Raw genomic sequence first — 19589 nt, forward strand, 5'->3', positions numbered from 1 at the left:
TGCAGCGGCAAACGCACAGTAATACTCCCGCCAGAGATGCGCGAGAGGCAAAAACGGTTTATGGAATTCGCATTCCTGAGAGATTACTGGTTTGCTTTCCACCGACATTTTCCTGCGAGGCGCGCCCCAAAAAACTGTCCCAGTCTTTCCACACCGGCTGAAGCCCTGCCAGAGTTAATGCGGCAGCCACACTTTGCGGCGAGCGATTGTCATGAGGCGCGAATTGTTCCAGTTCAGGATGATCGTCAGCATACCCGCCTGGCTGCGTTTTCGATCCGGCGCTGACGGTGTTGATCGCCAGTGGAATGACGTGATCGCGAAAGTAGGGCGATTCACGTGTCGACAAGGAAAGCTCGACGTCGGGAGCAAGCATCCTGAATGCGCAAATCAGTTGTACCAGCTGATTTTCTTCCAGCAGCGAGGCCGGTTCGATTCCGCCGGTACATGGGCGCAATCTCGGAAACGCCACCGAATAGCGGCTTTGCCAGTAAGTTTGTTGCAGATACAACAAATGCTCCGCCACCATATAACTGTCTGTCCGCCAGTTTCCTGAAAGCCCGAACAGCGCGCCCAGCCCGATTTTATCGATTCCCGCCTGACCGAGCCGGTCCGGTGTTTCCAGTCGCCAGAAGAAATCCTGCTTCTGCCCGCGCAGATGATGCAAGGCATACGTCGGCGCGTGATAGGTTTCCTGATAAACCAGCACGCCGTCCAGCCCCAGCATTTTCAGCTCGGCATATTCTTCCTGTTGCAGCGGCTGAACCTCGATCATCAGCGAATCAAAATGACTTCTGATCGTGGGGAAATGACGGCGGAAATAATCCATGCCGACTTTCCCTTTATGTTCGCCAGTGACCAGCAACAGATGTTTGAAGCCCAGCGCATTCAGCGCTTCACATTCCCGCCTGATTTCATCTTCATCCAGCGTTTTACGTTTGATTTTGTTGCTCATCGAAAAGCCGCAATACGTACATTCGTTGGCGCAAAGATTGGATAAATACAGCGGCGCGAAGAAATTCACCGTATTGCCGAACCGCTGGCGCGTGAGCTGTTGCGCGCGTTGCGCCATAGATTCGAGATAAGGCAGCGCTGCCGGAGAAATCAGCGCCATAAAATCTTCCCGGTCGATCTTATTCCGGCTGAGCGCCCGTTCGACATCACGTGCGGTTTTACTGTTGATACGCAGGGAAAGGTCATCCCAGTCGAGCGTTGACCAGATATCCGTAAAGTTGCTCATGACGCCGCCTGCGGGGTTGTGAGGAAACCGGTCAGCGGGCTGGATGCGCTGGCGTGTCGCTGTCTGCCACCTAAACCGCTTTGTCGGGCGAGCACGCCTGCCTCAACCGCCAGCCGGAACGCTGTTGCCATCGCGACCGGATCGCCAGCGACGGCAATCGCGGTATTGACCAGTACCGCATCAGCCCCCATTTCCAGTGCTTCAGCAGCCTGGCTCGGCGCCCCAATTCCTGCGTCGACGACCACCGGAATCCGCGACTGCTCGATGATAATGTGCAGAAATTCGCGGGTTTGCAGCCCCTGATTGGAACCGATCGGCGCGCCGAGTGGCATAACGGCGGCGCAACCCGCTTCCTCCAGACGCTTGCACAGCACCGGGTCCGCGCTGCAATACGGCAATACCACGAATCCCTGTTTCACCAACGTCTCTGCGGCTTTCAGCGTTTCAACGGCATCGGGCAGCAGATATTTTACGTCGGGATGAATTTCCAGTTTTATCCAGTTCGTCCCCAGGGCTTCTCTTGCCAGTTGCGCGGCAAATATGGCTTCCTCTGCCGTTTTGGCCCCGGAAGTATTGGGCAGCAAACGGACACCAAGCTGTTGCAGCGGCGCAAGGATGTCATCTCCGCCACGGCGAAGGTCCACGCGTTTCATCGCCATCGTCACCAGCTGAGAACCGGACGCTGCCAGTGCCTGTTGCATCAGCGTGGCGCTGGCAAATTTTCCTGTTCCCGTGAACAGGTGCGAGGTGAAGGTGGTATCAGCAATTTTTAACATGTCATCCTCCGGCAATGGCCTGAAAGAGCAATATTTCATCGCCGTCTTCCAGTAAGTGAGACGACCAGCTATCCCGCGGAATAATGACCTGATTAACCGCCAGCGCGCAGCCGGCCGGATTTAACGTCAGTTCACTGAGCAGGGTGAGTAAGGTGAGCGGCTGACTGAACGGGTGTGATTCATCATTGACGAAAATGTTCACGCGTGGCCTCCGCAGACGGCACAGCCGGATGACCGTGTAAGTTGCAGCGAACGCCAGTTTTGCGTTTTACCGTCGAACAGCCGCAGCTTTCCGTTCAATGTGCTGGGCAAACCCGCCAGTATTTTCAGGGCTTCCAGCGCCTGTAACGTGCCGATGGTGCCAACGACCGGCCCAAGCACGCCGGAAGTGCGGCAGTTACGCTGCACGGTTTCCCGATCCGGATAGAGACAGGCATAACAGCCATGCGCGTAGGGTGTCTGAATGACCAGTAACTGCCCGCTGAATCCGACGGCACTGCCGCTGATTAACGTTTTGCCGGTATCCACGCAGGCTTTGTTGACCGCGTGTCGGGTTTCCATGTTGTCGCTGCAATCCAAAACGAGATCGGCACCCGCTACGGCCTGCTGCAATGCCTCCCCGGTCAGCCTCTGAGTGAGAGCAATGATTTCACATAACGGATTCAGGCGAAGCAATTCGCGCTTTGCCACTGTGGCTTTGGGCTGATCCAGATCTGCCGTACGGTAAAGAATTTGTCGTTGCAGATTAGTGAGATGGACCTGATCGTCATCGGCCAGAAACAGCGTGCCCACGCCCGCCGCCGCCAGATACAAGGCGGCGGGAGAGCCCAAACCGCCAAGCCCGACAATCAGCACTTTAGCGGCCTGCAATTTTTCCTGCGCCTGCGGGCCGAATTCCTCCAGCATCAGCTGGCGGCTGTAGCGCATAAAGGCCGCATCGTTAAGCATCTTCCGGCACCTTGCTGGCGCATAAGGCCAGCAGTTCGGCGGTGGCGGCTCGCCAGTCTGCCGCCTGGGTAATCGCGCTGACCACGGCGATGCTGCCGACACCGCAATCGAGAACCGACGGCGCGCGTTCAATGCTGATACCACCGATGGCTACCGTCGGAAAGCTGCCGTCGAGTTGCTTAATGTGTCGGGTCAGTTCTGCCAGACCCTGCGGGGCAGACGGCATATCTTTGGTTTGTGTCGGAAAGATATGCCCCAGAGCGATGTAAGAAGGGTTGACCGCCACGGCACGCGCCAGTTCTGCGTCGTCATGCGTCGAAACGCCCAGGCGCAAACCGGCCTGATAAATGGCCTGCAAATCGGCAGTGTCCAGATCCTCCTGCCCGAGATGCACGCCGTATGCCTGATGTTTTACTGCCAGTCGCCAGTAATCATTGATGAATAACCGCGCCTGATATTTTTTCCCCAGCGCGATGGCCTCGATAATCGCCGGTTCAACTTCCTCATCGGGTAAGTCTTTCACCCGCAGTTGCAGCGTTTTAACGCCCGCCTCCAGCAGGCGGGCAATCCATTCCACGGTATCAACGACCGGGTATAAACCGAGATGGAAGGGAACGGCTGGAAAAGACTGAGCGGACTGATTCATTTGTTGATCTCCGTGGCAGGGTGGTAAAGCTCACTGCCTCGCGAACGGAATTCAGCAGACATCTGTGCCATTCCTGATTCCACGATCTCAACCGGCTGCGCCTGAGCTTCCAGTGCTGCGGCGTAATCGCGCACTTCCTGCGTGATTTTCATGGAGCAGAATTTCGGGCCGCACATCGAGCAGAAGTGCGCGACTTTGCCGGATTCCTGCGGCAGTGTTTCATCGTGATAGGCACGGGCCGTTGCCGGATCGAGCGCGAGGTTAAACTGATCTTCCCAGCGGAATTCGAACCGCGCCTTCGACATGGCATTATCACGGATTTGCGCGCCCGGATGACCTTTAGCTAAATCGGCGGCGTGCGCTGCGATTTTGTAGGTAATCAGACCCTGCTTAACGTCTTCTTTGTTCGGCAGACCGAGATGTTCTTTCGGCGTGACATAACACAGCATGGCGCAGCCGAACCAGCCAATCATTGCCGCACCAATCCCGGAGGTGAAATGGTCATAACCCGGTGCGATATCGGTGGTCAGAGGCCCCAGCGTATAGAAAGGTGCTTCGTGGCAGTGCTCAAGTTCTTCGGTCATATTGCGGCGGATCATCTGCATGGGGACATGTCCCGGCCCTTCGATCATCACCTGCACGTCATATTCCCAGGCAATTTTGGTCAGCTCGCCCAGCGTGCGTAATTCAGCGAATTGCGCTTCGTCATTCGCATCCTGAATTGAACCCGGACGCAGGCCATCGCCCAGTGAAAGAGAAACATCATAGGCTGCGCAGATTTCGCAGATTTCGCGGAAATGCTCAAACAGGAAACTTTCGCGATGATGGGAAAGGCACCATTTCGCCATAATCGAACCGCCGCGTGACACAATCCCGGTCAGCCGTTTGGCGGTCATCGGCACATAACGCAGTAATACGCCTGCATGGATAGTGAAGTAATCGACGCCTTGTTCGGCTTGCTCCAGGAGCGTATCGCGGAACATTTCCCAGTTGAGGTCTTCGGCTACGCCGTTCACTTTCTCCAGCGCCTGATAAATCGGCACTGTACCAATGGGCACCGGGCTGTTACGCAGGATCCACTCACGGGTTTCGTGGATGTAGCGACCGGTGGAGAGATCCATCACCGTGTCTGCGCCCCAGCGTGTCGACCACACCAGCTTCTCGACTTCTTCTTCGATAGATGACGTCACTGCGGAGTTGCCGATATTGGCGTTAACCTTCACCAGGAAGTTTCGGCCAATGATCATTGGCTCTGATTCGGGATGATTGATGTTGGCGGGAATAATCGCGCGACCGGCGGCGACTTCCTGACGTACAAACTCCGGCGTGATATTGGCAGGAAGATGCGCACCGAAACTTTCACCCGGATGTTGCTGCCGCAATACTTCACCGCGGATCCGCTCGCGGCCCATATTTTCGCGAATAGCGATGAATTCCATTTCAGGGGTAATGATGCCTTTTCGCGCGTAATGCAATTGCGTAACATTTTTACCCGACATGGCTTTTCGCGGGCGCGGCAGAAGTTCGAAGCGCAGGTGATCCAATCCGTCATCAGCCAGACGTTGCTGGGTAAAACCCGAGCTGACCTGCGGAAGTTCTTCGGTATCTGCCCGGTCGGCGATCCAGCTGGCGCGGCATTTTGCCAGCCCGGCATGAACGTCGATGGACGCTTCCGGGTCGCCATAAGGCCCGGCCGTTTCATACACCGGGATGGCTTCGTTCTCTTCGTACTTTGGATTGTCTTTGCCGCCGCCTGTCAGCGTCGGACTGAGCTGTATTTCACGCATCGGCACGCGGATATCTGCGCGAGAGCCTTGCAGATAAATACGTCGGGAATTAGGAAAGGCTTCGCCCTGCAGGCTGTCGATAAACGACTGTGCCTGCGCACGTTGTTCACGGCGACTAGAGGGTTTCTTTTCAGAAATAACGGGTTTTTGGGTACTCGACATAGCAAATTCCTCGCAAAAAAACGTGATGGAAAATTGCTTGTCTGGAGGTTTACGGCAGGAGTAAAAATGGGCGGTTTAGCGCAGGCGGCCTGATACAGGCTGATGCCAAATCACGCAAAACGCATAACATTACTCTTGTTCCCTTCGCGGGTACTAACCCGATCAGGTTCCGCGGATCCCGAATTAACGGTCTCAGCCTGGCGTAATCTCCGTGAGGAAAATTATGCGCTAGGCACTCCGACAAGAAGCCTCAATATAGGAGGCCGATGATAAAACTACAACCCTTCGCAGGGTCTAAACTTCAAACGGCTTAAGCCGGTCTGGCGAGATGATCGTCGTTGGCAGGCGGTAAAGGTGTTCCATCGACCGGATCAAATGCCAGGATAATTAATTGATCTTCAAGCTGAAAACGCGCATCCAACGCTTCACCAATATCGGATAATGCATAATGGAAGGCGAAAGCATTGTCATCATCAATATCATTTTCTGTGTAACTGTCATGGAAAGCCATGATAGTTTCAGTGTTCAGCTCCAGCGCAGGGTATATTTTGGCAGCTTGTGATTTAACTGAGCTGCCTGCGCTGGCGACTTCATCGATTATCCGCTGATAAAGATGGAAATGGCCGGCAGAGAGATAGTCCACCAGATTATGACAAAAGTTATCCAGCGCTTTTTCATTCAGTGGGGTATGTTTTTCTTTATTGGGTTTCAGACCGACCAGTGTGCAGTATGCAACCAGTAGTTCTTTTCGCGCGTGCAGCCATTGGTCTACTAACTCATTACTGCCACCAACGCGTTGGGTCAGTCTTTCCAGACGATTTAGCATGGTTGACTCCGTGAGCGATAAAAAAGTAACCAAAATGTGAAGGTTACTAATGTTAAATTTCTGTCTCAGATTGTCAGTCTCGTCGAGGTTATGCAACAACAATTATGGAATTACAGATCACAGAGCAACATAACGGCTGGTGGGTCATCAGCCATGAAGGCAAGCTATGGCTGCCTGAAGGTGAACTGCCGTTTGGCAGTGCAACGCAATTCTCTCTGACCGGCAAAACGGCACGTCAGATTGGCGAGTGGCAGGGCGAGCCGGTCTGGCTGGTGCGTCAGGCGATGCACAACCACATGGTGTCGGCCCGCCAGTTGCTCGATCAGGATCGCGGATTATTCCAGCTGGTCGGGCGCGGTGTGCAACTGGCTGAATTTTATCGATCTCATAAATTCTGCGGTTACTGCGGCCACGAAATGCAGGTCAGTAAAACCGAGTGGGCTGCGCTCTGTAGCCACTGTCGTGAACGCTATTATCCGCAAATTGCGCCATGCATTATCGTGGCTATCCGCCGGGGTGATGAAATTCTGCTGGCGCAGCATGTCCGCCACCGTAACGGAATTCACACGGTGCTGGCCGGTTTTGTTGAAGTCGGCGAAACGCTGGAAGAAACCGTGGCGCGCGAAGTCATGGAAGAGAGTCACGTCCGCGTGAAAAACGTGCGCTACGTCAGCTCGCAGCCATGGCCTTTCCCGAATTCGCTGATGATGGCTTTTATGGCTGACTATGACAGCGGTGATATTCAGCACGATCCGAAAGAGCTGCTGAATGCGGGCTGGTATCGTTATGACGCCCTGCCGTTATTGCCGCCTCCGGGCACCATCGCGCGTCGACTGATCGAAGACACTGTGGCGCTATGCCGCGCCGCGAGCGATGAAGACGACGTGTAGCATAAGTGTTGCGTGTTAGAATGCCGTCAGATGAATGCCGTGCCGCCCGAATACTGAAGGAAAGAACCAGAATGAATGAGTTGAAAAATGACCGTTACCTGCGCGCCCTGTTACGTCAACCGGTGGACATCACGCCGGTATGGATGATGCGTCAGGCAGGCCGCTATTTGCCAGAATATAAAGAAACCCGTGCCGTGGCCGGTGATTTTATGTCGCTGTGCAAGAATGCGGAGCTGGCTTGTGAAGTGACCTTGCAGCCGCTGCGCCGCTATCCGCTGGATGCGGCCATTCTGTTCTCCGACATCCTGACCATTCCTGATGCGATGGGGCTAGGGTTGTATTTCGAAGCCGGTGAAGGCCCGCGTTTTTCTTCTCCGCTGACCAACCGTGCCGATGTCGAAAAGCTGCCGGTCCCCGATCCTGAAATGGAACTGGGCTACGTGATGAACGCCGTGCGCACCATCCGTAAAAACCTTAAAGGTGAAGTCCCGCTTATCGGTTTCTCCGGCAGTCCGTGGACGCTGGCGACATATATGGTTGAAGGTGGCAGCAGCAAAGCTTTCACTAAAATCAAAAAGATGATGTATGCCGATCCGGCGACCATGCATTTGCTGCTGGATAAAGTTGCCGACAGCGTCATCCTCTACCTCAACGCCCAGATTAAAGCGGGCGCGCAGTCGGTGATGATCTTTGACACCTGGGGCGGTGTGCTGACGCCACGCGATTACCGTGAATTCTCCCTCAACTATATGCATAAAATCGTTGATGGTTTGATCCGGGAAAACGAAGGTCGTCGCGTGCCCGTGACGCTGTTCACCAAAGGCGGCGGTCAGTGGCTGGAAGCGATGGCCGCGACAGGTTGTGATGCGCTGGGTCTGGACTGGACAACGGATATTGCCGATGCACGCCGCCGTGTGGGCGATAAAGTGGCGATTCAGGGCAATATGGATCCTTCCATGCTGTATGCCTCACCAGTGCGCATCGAGCAGGAAGTGGAGACTATTCTGGCAGGCTTCGGCAAAGGTAATGGTCACGTGTTTAATCTGGGTCACGGCATCCATCAGGATGTGCCGCCGGAAAATGCCGGCGCTTTCGTGGAAGCGGTACACAGCTTGTCCCGTCAGTATCACGAGTAAGATCCCGGATGATCGATACCCGCGCATTACGTGAAGAGCAACGGATCCTCGCAGATCAGATCGAACTGCAGGATCCTCCTGGTTTTACCACACCGGCGCTGATCGCCGGTGTAGACGTCGGCTTCGAACAGGGCGGTGAAGTCACCCGCGCTGCGGTGGCGGTTCTGAGTTACCCAACGCTTGAGCTGGTGGAATATCAGATTGCCCGCATCCCGACGGTCATGCCGTATATCCCTGGTTTCCTCTCCTTCCGTGAACTTCCCGCATTACTCCAGGCCTGGCAGCAAATCAGCTCACGCCCCGATTTGGTGATGGTGGATGGCCAGGGGATCGCACATCCTCGCCGTCTGGGCGTTGCCAGTCATTTTGGCCTGATGATCGACGTGCCGACGATTGGTGTCGCGAAAAGCCGGTTATGCGGTAAGTCTCTGCCTCTCGGTGAGGCATTGCACAGCCATCAGGCGTTGTACGACGGGGATGAACAGATTGGCTGGGTCTGGCGCAGTAAGCTACGCTGTAATCCATTGTTCATCTCTCCGGGTCATCGCATCAGCATGGAATCGGCGCGTTATTGGGTCGAGCATTGCATGCGGCAATATCGTTTGCCGGAGCCTACGCGTTGGGCGGATGCCGTGGCGTCAAATCGTGCAGCGTTTCAACGCTGGCAACGGTTGAGTGATGATCTTTAGGAATCAAGGAATAGGGATATTGATTAATTTCAGGTAAACTCCCGCGCAGAAAAGTTAACGAGATCAACTCATGTTACGTAATCCAATTCATTTACGTCTCGAAAAGCTGGAAAGCTGGCAACACGTGACGTTTATGGCGAGCTTGTGTGAGCGCATGTACCCGAACTATCAGGCATTTTGCCTGGAAACCGGGTTTGGTGAGCCGCAGGTTTACCGCCGCATCCTGGATTTAATCTGGGAAACGCTGGTGGTGAAAGACGCCAAGGTCAATTTTGACTCACAGCTCGAAAAACTGGAGGAGGCCGTGCCTTCTTCCGACGATTACGACATCTATGGGGTGTATCCGGCCATTGATGCGTGTATCGCTCTGGGCGAGTTAATTCATTCGCGTCTGAGTGGCGAAACGCTGTCTCACGCGGTTGCCGTCAGTGAGACGTCAATTCGTACTGTCGCGATGCTGGAAATGACTCAGGCCGGTAAAGAAATGACCGATGAAGAGCTTAAAGTCATTCCTGCTGTTGAAGAAGAATGGGACATCCAATGGGAGATTTTTCGCCTGTTGGCTGACTGTGAGGAGCGTGACCTGGAATTAATAAAAGGGTTACGTTCTGACCTGCGTGAAGCCGCTGTCAGTAACATTGGCATAAATTTAGCGCAATAAGGCAAGAAAACGTGATTTAACGCCTGATTTGTCGTGCCTTAAGGCTTCACATCCGCACCCTGTCTGGTCTACATTTGGGGTGCGTAAAAAAAGTGGCTATCGGTGCGTGTATGCAGGAGGGTGCTGTCAATCGGCATATCCGTCGCACTCGATGCTTTGCAAACGATAAACACACTGTAAAGGATAACTTATGAACAAGACTCAACTGATTGATGTAATTGCGGACAAAGCTGATCTTTCCAAAGCACAGGCCAAAGTTGCTCTTGAATCTACTCTGTCTGCTATTACCGAGTCTCTGAAAGAAGGTGATGCTGTACAATTGGTTGGTTTCGGGACTTTCAAGGTAAATCATCGTAACGAGCGTACTGGTCGTAACCCACAGACTGGTAAAGAAATCAAAATCGCAGCTGCCAACGTGCCTGCGTTCGTTTCTGGTAAAGCTCTGAAAGACGCTGTTAAGTAATTGCTTGCAGTGAAAAGAATAAGCGGAGGGGCTCTGAAGCCCCTTCAGTTTATCACCCCCAGGCTGGTAGCAGGTTTACTGGTTCTTAGTCTGGTGGGTTGCAGTTCAAAAGACACGACCCCGCAGTTCTTCGCCAGTGGCTATGTTGCCGATCAGGGTATTAACCGTGTATGGCGCGAAAACAATGCCCAGAACCAGCCCCAAACCATTCTCAATGTCTACAGCCCCTATTTTGGCGGCGATACAATCATCACACGGTATGAATTTCAGGAGGGGCAAGTTCACCTTGTGAAAGAAACGCATGCGACCAAAACTGATTTGGGCGTGATGCTTCGTTTCGATGAGGGCGGCAATGTCAGCTTTATGCAGCGTCAACTTCCTGAGCGACGTGAAAAATTATCCTCAGATGACATCGAACGCTATAAATACGAAGCGGCTAAAATTCTCGATGTGAGTAGCGCACTGCAGGCCGGGAATGTCCGGCTGGTGCAGGCCCGCTGGCGTCAGGGTGTAATAACCACCTGCGCGGGCGAGAAGGTGACCCCGACACTGACGGTTCGCTCTCAGGTCTGGCTGGCAAAACGAGCCAGTCGCAGTAACGATCAACTCGGGTTAGCCTGGCTGACTGCGCCGGAAGGAAATGAATTGCTGTTAGTGGCCAATGAAGATTTCTGCAGCTGGGAACCAAAAGAGTCAGATCTCTGATTTCCCTGGCAATAAAAGAGAAGGCACGCCGAAGCGTGCCTTTTTGATCATCTTGCTGCGAGAGAGGTTTACTGATTGCGCTCGCGGTCAATCGCGCGATAACCAATATCTTTTCGGCAGAAGCTGCCTTCCCATTGGATACCTTTCGCCAAGTCATACGCACGCTGCTGAGCGGCTTCCACGGTTTTACCCAACGCCGTGACACACAGCACGCGGCCACCGCTGGTCACTACGCGCTCATCCTGCAACCGGGTTCCCGCATGGAAGACTTTGCCGTCAGGCACTTCTTCCAGTGGCAGACCGTGGATCACTTCGCCATTCTGATAGTCACCCGGATAACCGCCGGCGGCCAGTACCACCCCAAGAGAAGGACGCGGGTCCCACTCGGAGGTTTTATCGCCCAGACGGCCTTCTGCACCGGCCAGACAAAGATCCACCAGATCCGAACGCAGACGTAACATGATCGGTTGTGTTTCCGGATCGCCGAAACGGCAGTTAAATTCGATCACTTTCGGCTGGCCGTCAGCGGAGATCATCAGACCTGCATACAGAAAACCGGTGTACGTGTTGTTTTCCGCCGCCATACCGCGAACCGTTGGCCAGATAACCTGATCCATGACACGCTGATGGATTTCGTCCGTCACGACGGGCGCCGGAGAATAGGCCCCCATTCCGCCGGTGTTCGGGCCGCTGTCGCCATCCCCCACGCGTTTGTGATCCTGACTGGTAGCCATCGGCAATACATTGGAACCGTCGACCATGACGATGAAACTGGCCTCTTCGCCGTCGAGGAATTCCTCAATAACGATGCGATGGCCTGCATCACCGAAAGCATTTCCTGCCAGCATGTCGTGAACGGCGTCTTCGGCTTCTTTCAGTGTCATTGCCACAATGACACCTTTACCTGCGGCTAGGCCGTCGGCTTTGATAACAATCGGCGCGCCTTTGCTGCGCAGGTAAGCCAGCGCAGGTTCGATGTCGGTGAAGTTCTGATAATCAGCGCTTGGAATGTTGTGGCGAGCCAGGAAATCTTTAGTGAAGGCTTTAGAGCCTTCAAGCTGCGCAGCTTCCTGCGTCGGGCCGAAGATTTTCAGACCCGCGGCGCGGAAAGCATCCACGACACCGATAACCAGCGGCGCTTCAGGGCCGACAATGGTCAGGCCGACATCATTGCTTTGAGCGAAGGCCAGTAATCCTGCGATATCCGTAGCGGCAATATCAACATTTTCCAGCAACGGTTCCAGTGCGGTACCGGCGTTACCAGGTGCCACAAAGACTTTATCAGCCAGAGGTGACTGCGATGCCTTCCATGCCAGTGCATGTTCACGCCCGCCGTTACCGATAATTAAAATATTCATTCGAAGACTCCGGATGAGCGGGCGCATCGCACCCGCTAAAAGAAAATTAATGACGGAAGTGGCGCATATCGGTAAACAGCATCGTAATGCCGTGTTCGTTAGCCGCGGCGATCACTTCATCGTCACGGATAGACCCACCTGGCTGGATAACGCAGGTAATGCCGACGGCTGCGGCGGCATCGATCCCGTCGCGGAACGGGAAGAAGGCGTCGGAGGCCATTACGGAACCGGCAACTTCCAGACCTTCATCGGCGGCTTTAATACCGGCAATTTTGGCGGAGTAAACGCGGCTCATCTGCCCAGCACCGATACCGATGGTCATTTTTTCACGCGCATAAACAATGGCGTTGGATTTGACGAATTTTGCCACCTTCCAGCAGAACAGCGCATCTGTCAGTTCCTGCTCAGTCGGCTGGCGCTCGGATACCACGCGCAGATCGGCCGCTTCAACCATACCCAAATCACGATCCTGAACCAGCAGGCCGCCGTTAACACGTTTGAAGTCGAGCGCATTCTGGCGATCTTGCCACTGGCCGCAGGTCAGCACGCGGACGTTTTGTTTCGCGGCGGTCAAAGCGAGTGCGTCGGCACTGACGGATGGCGCGATGATCACTTCCACAAACTGACGGCTGATGATGGCTTTTGCCGTTTCAGCATCCAGTTCGCGGTTAAAGGCAATAATGCCGCCGAAAGCCGATGTCGGGTCAGTCTGATAGGCGCGCTCGTAAGCGGCCAGAATGTTGTCGCCGACAGCCACGCCGCACGGGTTGGCATGTTTAACGATAACGCAGGCGGGCTCCGAAAATTCTTTCACGCATTCCAGAGCTGCGTCGGTATCCGCAATGTTGTTATAGGAAAGCGCCTTGCCCTGAAGCTGAGTCGAGGTAGCAACCGACGCTTCACTGACGTTCTCTTCTATATAGAAGGCAGCGTTCTGGTGGCTGTTCTCGCCATAACGCATATCTTGTTTCTTTATATAGCTAAGATTCAGCGTGCGCGGGAACTGGCCGGAAGCTGATTCAGTATCGCCGTGATAAGCCGGGACCATTGTGCCGAAGTAGTTCGCAATCATGCCGTCGTAAGAAGCCGTATGTTCGAAGGCTTTAATCGCCAGATTGAAACGGGTCGCCAGCGTCAGTGAGCTGCCGTTGGCATCCATCTCGGCAATGACAGCGTCGTAGTCACTGCTTTTTACTACGATCGCCACATCTTTATGGTTCTTTGCTGCTGAGCGAACCATGGTCGGGCCGCCGATATCAATGTTTTCTACGGCATCTTCCAGTGAACAGTCCGGGCGCGCGACAGTTTGAGCGAACGGATAAAGATTAACGACCACCATGTCGATTGGCGCAATAGAATGCTGCGCCATAATTTCATCATCTTTCCCGCGACGACCGAGGATCCCACCGTGTACTTTCGGGTGCAGGGTTTTGACGCGTCCATCCATCATTTCCGGGAAACCCGTGTAGTCAGACACTTCAGTGACTGGCAGACCGGCTTTAGCCAACAGGCTGGCGGTACCGCCAGTGGAAAGCAATTCAACACCACGCGAAGACAGGGCCTGGGCGAATTCTACGATACCGGCTTTGTCAGAAACACTGAGCAGGGCGCGGCGGATTGGACGAGATTGTTGCATGGTGGTTATATCCTTGGCTTTGGAGTCGCAGTAAAGAGCGTTATCTCAATGCAATGATGCTTTTCTTCTCTCTATATAGAGCAATTCGCAGAAAAACACGGGATTGAACTCAGATAACTTCCCTTCGGCGACTGACTTTTCATTTATCACCCGTAAAGGGCAATGAAAACTGACGCGCGAAATTGTAGCGAAAACGATTGCGCGACGCTCGCAAAATTTGAGATTCCTGCGCCTCTGTGGATAAATCTGTGCAAAAGACGGTATAAGCAGTGTGTTTGCTGTGTAATGCAGCAAACGGTGTTTTTTCTTAAAATTACCCCTTGCGGCCTGCTCAGAACTCCCTATAATGCCGCTCCATCGATAGGGAACAACGTGAACAACATCACGAAGTAACCGGGTCGGAAAGATTAAAAGCAGTGATGACCGGATAAAATAAACGGTTGACACTGAATGAGGAAAGCGTAATATACGCCACCTCGAGTTAGCAAGCGAAAGCGCGTAACTCACTGCTCTTTAACAATTTATCAGACAATCTGTGTGGGCACTCACAAGACGATATCAGCCACTTCGGTGGCAAAAAATATCAAGTCTTAAAGAGTGACCAAGCAGTAATTCATTTAGGTGACTTGTTCACTTATAAGAGTACTACGAAAGTTAATTTTTGAGCACCGCTTAACTTGTTTAAGCAAATCGAACTTTTAATTGAAGAGTTTGATCATGGCTCAGATTGAACGCTGGCGGCAGGCCTAACACATGCAAGTCGAGCGGTAGCACAGGAGAGCTTGCTCTCTGGGTGACGAGCGGCGGACGGGTGAGTAATGTCTGGGAAACTGCCTGATGGAGGGGGATAACTACTGGAAACGGTAGCTAATACCGCATGACCTCGCAAGAGCAAAGTGGGGGACCTTCGGGCCTCACGCCATCGGATGTGCCCAGATGGGATTAGCTAGTAGGTGGGGTAATGGCTCACCTAGGCGACGATCCCTAGCTGGTCTGAGAGGATGACCAGCCACACTGGAACTGAGACACGGTCCAGACTCCTACGGGAGGCAGCAGTGGGGAATATTGCACAATGGGCGCAAGCCTGATGCAGCCATGCCGCGTGTGTGAAGAAGGCCTTAGGGTTGTAAAGCACTTTCAGCGAGGAGGAAGGGTTCAGTGTTAATAGCACTGAGCATTGACGTTACTCGCAGAAGAAGCACCGGCTAACTCCGTGCCAGCAGCCGCGGTAATACGGAGGGTGCAAGCGTTAATCGGAATTACTGGGCGTAAAGCGCACGCAGGCGGTTTGTTAAGTCAGATGTGAAATCCCCGAGCTTAACTTGGGAACTGCATTTGAAACTGGCAAGCTAGAGTCTTGTAGAGGGGGGTAGAATTCCAGGTGTAGCGGTGAAATGCGTAGAGATCTGGAGGAATACCGGTGGCGAAGGCGGCCCCCTGGACAAAGACTGACGCTCAGGTGCGAAAGCGTGGGGAGCAAACAGGATTAGATACCCTGGTAGTCCACGCTGTAAACGATGTCGACTTGGAGGTTGTGCCCTTGAGGCGTGGCTTCCGGAGCTAACGCGTTAAGTCGACCGCCTGGGGAGTACGGCCGCAAGGTTAAAACTCAAATGAATTGACGGGGGCCCGCACAAGCGGTGGAGCATGTGGTTTAATTCGATGCAACGCGAAGAACCTTACCTACTCTTGACATCCAGAGAATTCGCTAGAGATAGCTTAGTGCCTTCGGGAACTCTGAGACAGGTGCTGCATGGCTGTCGTCAGCTCGTGTTGTGAAATGTTGGGTTAAGTCCCGCAACGAGCGCAACCCTTATCCTTTGTTGCCAGCGAGTAATGTCGGGAACTCAAAGGAGACTGCCGGTGATAAACCGGAGGAAGGTGGGGATGACGTCAAGTCATCATGGCCCTTACGAGTAGGGCTACACACGTGCTACAATGGCATATACAAAGAGAAGCAAACTCGCGAGAGCAAGCGGACCTCATAAAGTATGTCGTAGTCCGGATTGGAGTCTGCAACTCGACTCCATGAAGTCGGAATCGCTAGTAATCGTAGATCAGAATGCTACGGTGAATACGTTCCCGGGCCTTGTACACACCGCCCGTCACACCATGGGAGTGGGTTGCAAAAGAAGTAGGTAGCTTAACCTTCGGGAGGGCGCTTACCACTTTGTGATTCATGACTGGGGTGAAGTCGTAACAAGGTAACCGTAGGGGAACCTGCGGTTGGATCACCTCCTTACCTAAAGATACGCATTGTGCAGTGTCCACACAGATTGTCTGATGAAATTAATGAGCAAGAGCACCTGTTGATGCGGTAAGGGCAACCTTACGCTGATGCGAAAAGTGCCAAACCACGGTGTGGTCTGGTGCGGATTTTTCGTGTCCCCATCGTCTAGAGGCCTAGGACACTGCCCTTTCACGGCTGTAACAGGGGTTCGAATCCCCTTGGGGACGCCACTCCGATAATGTGTGAAAGACATTATCACCGAATATCTTAAAGATGACTTTAACGAGTCGTGTTTAAGATATTGCTCTTTAACAATCTGGAACAAGCTGAAAATTGAAAGTTTACAGCTGAACATCACTCTCCGTAGAAGTACTGAGTGGTGGATTAGTCTGTAACAGAGTCTCTCAAATAATCGCAGCGCGACGATGTCTTTAAGACACCTTCGGGTTGTGAGGTTAAGCGACTAAGCGTACACGGTGGATGCCTAGGCAGTCAGAGGCGATGAAGGGCGTGCTAATCTGCGAAAAGCGTCGGTAAGGTGATATGAACCGTTATAACCGACGATACCCGAATGGGGAAACCCAGTGTGTTTCGACACACTATTGCATGGTGAATACATAGCCATGCAAGGCGAACCGGGGGAACTGAAACATCTAAGTACCCCGAGGAAAAGAAATCAACCGAGATTCCCCCAGTAGCGGCGAGCGAACGGGGAAGAGCCCAGAACCAACATCAGCGTATGTGTTAGTGGAAGCGTCTGGAAAGTCGCACAGTATAGGGTGATAGTCCCGTACACAAAAATGCATACATTGTGAGTTCGATGAGTAGGGCGGGACACGTGACATCCTGTCTGAATATGGGGGGACCATCCTCCAAGGCTAAATACTCCTGACTGACCGATAGTGAACCAGTACCGTGAGGGAAAGGCGAAAAGAACCCCGGCGAGGGGAGTGAAATAGAACCTGAAACCGTGTACGTACAAGCAGTGGGAGCCTACTTTGTTGGGTGACTGCGTACCTTTTGTATAATGGGTCAGCGACTTATATTTTGTAGCAAGGTTAACCGTATAGGGGAGCCGTAGGGAAACCGAGTCTTAACTGGGCGTCAAGTTGCAAGGTATAGACCCGAAACCCGGTGATCTAGCCATGGGCAGGTTGAAGGTTGGGTAACACTAACTGGAGGACCGAACCGACTAATGTTGAAAAATTAGCGGATGACTTGTGGCTGGGGGTGAAAGGCCAATCAAACCGGGAGATAGCTGGTTCTCCCCGAAAGCTATTTAGGTAGCGCCTCGTGAACTCATCTTCGGGGGTAGAGCACTGTTTCGACTAGGGGGCCATCCCGGCTTACCAACTCGATGCAAACTACGAATACCGAAGAATGTTATCACGGGAGACACACGGCGGGTGCTAACGTCCGTCGTGAAGAGGGAAACAACCCAGACCGCCAGCTAAGGTCCCAAAGTCATGGTTAAGTGGGAAACGATGTGGGAAGGCATAGACAGCCAGGATGTTGGCTTAGAAGCAGCCATCATTTAAAGAAAGCGTAATAGCTCACTGGTCGAGTCGGCCTGCGCGGAAGATGTAACGGGGCTAAACCATGCACCGAAGCTGCGGCAGCGACGCTTAGGCGTTGTTGGGTAGGGGAGCGTTCTGTAAGCCGTCGAAGGTGACCTGTGAGGGTTGCTGGAGGTATCAGAAGTGCGAATGCTGACATAAGTAACGATAATGCGGGTGAAAAACCCGCACGCCGGAAGACCAAGGGTTCCTGTCCAACGTTAATCGGGGCAGGGTGAGTCGACCCCTAAGGCGAGGCTGAAAAGCGTAGTCGATGGGAAGCTGGTTAATATTCCAGCACTTGGTGTTACTGCGAAGGGGGGACGGAGAAGGCTAGGCTAGCCGGGCGACGGTTGTCCCGGTTCAAGCGTGTAGGGGGTGTGACTTGGTAAATCCGGTTACATATTAACCCTGAGGCGTGATAACGAGCCACTACGGTGGTGAAGTAGTTGATGCCATGCTTCCAGGAAAAGCCTCTAAGCTCCAGGTAACACGAAATCGTACCCCAAACCGACACAGGTGGTCAGGTAGAGAATACTCAGGCGCTTGAGAGAACTCGGGTGAAGGAACTAGGCAAAATGGTGCCGTAACTTCGGGAGAAGGCACGCTGGCGCGTAGGTGAAGGGACTTGCTCCCGGAGCTGAAGCCAGTCGCAGATACCAGCTGGCTGCAACTGTTTAATAAAAACACAGCACTGTGCAAACACGAAAGTGGACGTATACGGTGTGACGCCTGCCCGGTGCCGGAAGGTTAATTGATGGGGTTAGCAGCAATGCGAAGCTCTTGATCGAAGCCCCGGTAAACGGCGGCCGTAACTATAACGGTCCTAAGGTAGCGAAATTCCTTGTCGGGTAAGTTCCGACCTGCACGAATGGCGTAATGATGGCCAGGCTGTCTCCACCCGAGACTCAGTGAAATTGAACTCGCTGTGAAGATGCAGTGTACCCGCGGCAAGACGGAAAGACCCCGTGAACCTTTACTATAGCTTGACACTGAACATTGAGCCTTGATGTGTAGGATAGGTGGGAGGCTTTGAAGCGTGGACGCCAGTCTGCGTGGAGCCAACCTTGAAATACCACCCTTTAATGTTTGATGTTCTAACTCGGCCCCGTAATCCGGGGTGAGGACAGTGTCTGGTGGGTAGTTTGACTGGGGCGGTCTCCTCCTAAAGAGTAACGGAGGAGCACGAAGGTTAGCTAATCACGGTCGGACATCGTGAGGTTAGTGCAATGGCATAAGCTAGCTTGACTGCGAGAGTGACGGCTCGAGCAGGTACGAAAGTAGGTCATAGTGATCCGGTGGTTCTGAATGGAAGGGCCATCGCTCAACGGATAAAAGGTACTCCGGGGATAACAGGCTGATACCGCCCAAGAGTTCATATCGACGGCGGTGTTTGGCACCTCGATGTCGGCTCATCACATCCTGGGGCTGAAGTAGGTCCCAAGGGTACGGCTGTTCGCCGTTTAAAGTGGTACGCGAGCTGGGTTTAGAACGTCGTGAGACAGTTCGGTCCCTATCTGCCGTGGGCGTTGGAAGATTGAGAGGGGCTGCTCCTAGTACGAGAGGACCGGAGTGGACGCATCACTGGTGTTCGGGTTGTCATGCCAATGGCATTGCCCGGTAGCTAAATGCGGAAAAGATAAGCGCTGAAAGCATCTAAGCGCGAAACTTGCCTCGAGATGAGTCTTCCCTGTGGCTTTAAGCCACCTGAAGGGACGTTTAAGACTAAGACGTTGATAGGCTGGGTGTGTAAGTGCAGCGATGCATTGAGCTAACCAGTACTAATGACCCGAGAGGCTTAACCTTACAACACCAAAGGTGTTTTTAGAGTGGCTCTGAAGTAGATTTTCAGCTGAATGTTCCGAGATTGGTTCGTAGTGCAA

Annotated in this window: 15 protein-coding genes, 1 tRNA gene, 2 rRNA genes and 1 riboswitch; of the genes, 9 read left to right on the forward strand and 9 right to left on the reverse strand. The window is 53.3% G+C overall.

Annotated features, from left to right (window positions below):
• Window positions 1-58: 58 nt before the first annotated feature.
• The 7 genes from thiH to ACQZQY_RS06665 all read right to left on the reverse strand — a co-directional run bounded on the left by thiH (window position 59) and on the right by ACQZQY_RS06665 (window position 6382).
• On the reverse strand, window positions 59-1237 hold the full coding sequence (gene thiH, locus ACQZQY_RS06635) for a 2-iminoacetate synthase ThiH (protein WP_421671752.1): 1179 nt from the start codon (window positions 1235-1237) through the stop codon (window positions 59-61).
• Window positions 1234-2013, reverse strand: coding sequence for a thiazole synthase (thiG, locus tag ACQZQY_RS06640; protein WP_421671751.1), 780 nt, complete (start codon window positions 2011-2013; stop codon window positions 1234-1236). Before thiG ends, thiH begins: the two co-directional genes overlap by 4 nt.
• Before the next feature lies 1 nt (window position 2014).
• The gene (thiS, locus tag ACQZQY_RS06645; protein ID WP_183851030.1) at window positions 2015-2215 is read right to left on the reverse strand and encodes a sulfur carrier protein ThiS; all 201 of its coding nucleotides are present in this window, start codon (window positions 2213-2215) and stop codon (window positions 2015-2017) included.
• Window positions 2212-2961: a HesA/MoeB/ThiF family protein gene (locus ACQZQY_RS06650; RefSeq protein WP_431296811.1), complete on the reverse strand. Its 750-nt coding sequence runs from the start codon at window positions 2959-2961 to the stop codon at window positions 2212-2214. The genes thiS and ACQZQY_RS06650 overlap by 4 nt, the downstream gene beginning before the upstream one ends.
• Entirely contained in the window at window positions 2954-3607 is a 654-nt protein-coding gene (thiE, locus tag ACQZQY_RS06655; protein ID WP_217202595.1) for a thiamine phosphate synthase, read from the reverse strand. Before thiE ends, ACQZQY_RS06650 begins: the two co-directional genes overlap by 8 nt.
• Window positions 3604-5556, reverse strand: a complete 1953-nt coding sequence (gene thiC / locus ACQZQY_RS06660; protein WP_431296812.1) for a phosphomethylpyrimidine synthase ThiC — start codon at window positions 5554-5556, stop codon at window positions 3604-3606. Before thiC ends, thiE begins: the two co-directional genes overlap by 4 nt.
• 122 nt (window positions 5557-5678) lie before the next feature.
• A riboswitch (TPP riboswitch) is annotated at window positions 5679-5806 on the reverse strand.
• Window positions 5807-5866: 60 nt separating this feature from the next.
• Window positions 5867-6382, reverse strand: a complete 516-nt coding sequence (locus tag ACQZQY_RS06665; RefSeq protein WP_056777988.1) for an Rsd/AlgQ family anti-sigma factor — start codon at window positions 6380-6382, stop codon at window positions 5867-5869.
• 104 nt (window positions 6383-6486) lie between these two features.
• On the opposite strand from ACQZQY_RS06665, the gene nudC reads away from it, so the two are divergent.
• From nudC to ACQZQY_RS06695, 6 genes are all read left to right on the forward strand, one after another.
• The gene (gene nudC / locus ACQZQY_RS06670; RefSeq protein WP_056777993.1) at window positions 6487-7272 is read left to right on the forward strand and encodes an NAD(+) diphosphatase; all 786 of its coding nucleotides are present in this window, start codon (window positions 6487-6489) and stop codon (window positions 7270-7272) included.
• A gap of 71 nt (window positions 7273-7343) precedes the next feature.
• Complete coding sequence (hemE, locus tag ACQZQY_RS06675; protein ID WP_122096977.1) at window positions 7344-8408, forward strand: uroporphyrinogen decarboxylase; 1065 nt, start codon at window positions 7344-7346, stop codon at window positions 8406-8408.
• An 8-nt stretch (window positions 8409-8416) separates the two neighbouring features.
• The gene (gene nfi, locus ACQZQY_RS06680; protein ID WP_056777999.1) at window positions 8417-9097 is read left to right on the forward strand and encodes a deoxyribonuclease V; all 681 of its coding nucleotides are present in this window, start codon (window positions 8417-8419) and stop codon (window positions 9095-9097) included.
• A gap of 70 nt (window positions 9098-9167) precedes the next feature.
• A complete protein-coding gene (locus ACQZQY_RS06685) occupies window positions 9168-9758 on the forward strand; it encodes a YjaG family protein (protein ID WP_056778003.1) in 591 nt (196 codons plus the stop codon).
• A 190-nt stretch (window positions 9759-9948) separates the two neighbouring features.
• Window positions 9949-10221, forward strand: coding sequence for a nucleoid-associated protein HU-alpha (gene hupA / locus ACQZQY_RS06690; RefSeq protein WP_013577396.1), 273 nt, complete (start codon window positions 9949-9951; stop codon window positions 10219-10221).
• Window positions 10222-10272: 51 nt separating this feature from the next.
• Window positions 10273-10926, forward strand: a complete 654-nt coding sequence (locus ACQZQY_RS06695; protein ID WP_414071877.1) for a DUF1481 domain-containing protein — start codon at window positions 10273-10275, stop codon at window positions 10924-10926.
• Between the two features lie 68 nt (window positions 10927-10994).
• Here ACQZQY_RS06695 and purD read toward each other — a convergent pair whose 3' ends face one another.
• A complete protein-coding gene (gene purD, locus ACQZQY_RS06700) occupies window positions 10995-12284 on the reverse strand; it encodes a phosphoribosylamine--glycine ligase (RefSeq protein WP_390973957.1) in 1290 nt (429 codons plus the stop codon).
• Window positions 12285-12330: 46 nt separating this feature from the next.
• Window positions 12331-13920, reverse strand: a complete 1590-nt coding sequence (gene purH, locus ACQZQY_RS06705) for a bifunctional phosphoribosylaminoimidazolecarboxamide formyltransferase/IMP cyclohydrolase (RefSeq protein ID WP_431296813.1) — start codon at window positions 13918-13920, stop codon at window positions 12331-12333.
• 699 nt (window positions 13921-14619) lie between these two features.
• Here purH and ACQZQY_RS06710 point away from each other — a divergent pair.
• The 3 genes from ACQZQY_RS06710 (at window position 14620) to ACQZQY_RS06720 (ending at window position 19512) form a co-directional block, all read left to right on the forward strand.
• Window positions 14620-16162 (forward strand): 16S ribosomal RNA (locus tag ACQZQY_RS06710).
• Between the two features lie 142 nt (window positions 16163-16304).
• Window positions 16305-16380, forward strand: a tRNA-Glu gene (locus ACQZQY_RS06715).
• A 223-nt stretch (window positions 16381-16603) separates the two neighbouring features.
• Window positions 16604-19512: ribosomal RNA gene (locus ACQZQY_RS06720) — 23S ribosomal RNA — on the forward strand.
• Together the 16S and 23S rRNA genes with 1 tRNA gene alongside form the textbook arrangement of a ribosomal RNA operon.
• Window positions 19513-19589: the final 77 nt, after the last annotated feature.

The sequence above is a fragment of the Rahnella sp. PAMC25559 genome, assembly GCF_050632365.1.
Taxonomy (GTDB): Bacteria; Pseudomonadota; Gammaproteobacteria; order Enterobacterales; family Enterobacteriaceae; genus Rahnella; species Rahnella rivi.

Coding starts and splice junctions, on each gene's coding strand:
- thiH (WP_421671752.1), bottom strand. CDS start 1,237: ATGAGCAACTTTACGGATATCTGGTCAACGCTCGACTGGGATGACCTT.
- thiG (WP_421671751.1), bottom strand. CDS start 2,013: ATGTTAAAAATTGCTGATACCACCTTCACCTCGCACCTGTTCACGGGA.
- ACQZQY_RS06650 (WP_431296811.1), bottom strand. CDS start 2,961: ATGCTTAACGATGCGGCCTTTATGCGCTACAGCCGCCAGCTGATGCTG.
- thiE (WP_217202595.1), bottom strand. CDS start 3,607: ATGAATCAGTCCGCTCAGTCTTTTCCAGCCGTTCCCTTCCATCTCGGT.
- thiC (WP_431296812.1), bottom strand. CDS start 5,556: ATGTCGAGTACCCAAAAACCCGTTATTTCTGAAAAGAAACCCTCTAGT.
- ACQZQY_RS06665 (WP_056777988.1), bottom strand. CDS start 6,382: ATGCTAAATCGTCTGGAAAGACTGACCCAACGCGTTGGTGGCAGTAAT.
- nudC (WP_056777993.1), top strand. CDS start 6,487: ATGGAATTACAGATCACAGAGCAACATAACGGCTGGTGGGTCATCAGC.
- hemE (WP_122096977.1), top strand. CDS start 7,344: ATGAATGAGTTGAAAAATGACCGTTACCTGCGCGCCCTGTTACGTCAA.
- nfi (WP_056777999.1), top strand. CDS start 8,417: ATGATCGATACCCGCGCATTACGTGAAGAGCAACGGATCCTCGCAGAT.
- ACQZQY_RS06685 (WP_056778003.1), top strand. CDS start 9,168: ATGTTACGTAATCCAATTCATTTACGTCTCGAAAAGCTGGAAAGCTGG.
- hupA (WP_013577396.1), top strand. CDS start 9,949: ATGAACAAGACTCAACTGATTGATGTAATTGCGGACAAAGCTGATCTT.
- purD (WP_390973957.1), bottom strand. CDS start 12,284: ATGAATATTTTAATTATCGGTAACGGCGGGCGTGAACATGCACTGGCA.
- purH (WP_431296813.1), bottom strand. CDS start 13,920: ATGCAACAATCTCGTCCAATCCGCCGCGCCCTGCTCAGTGTTTCTGAC.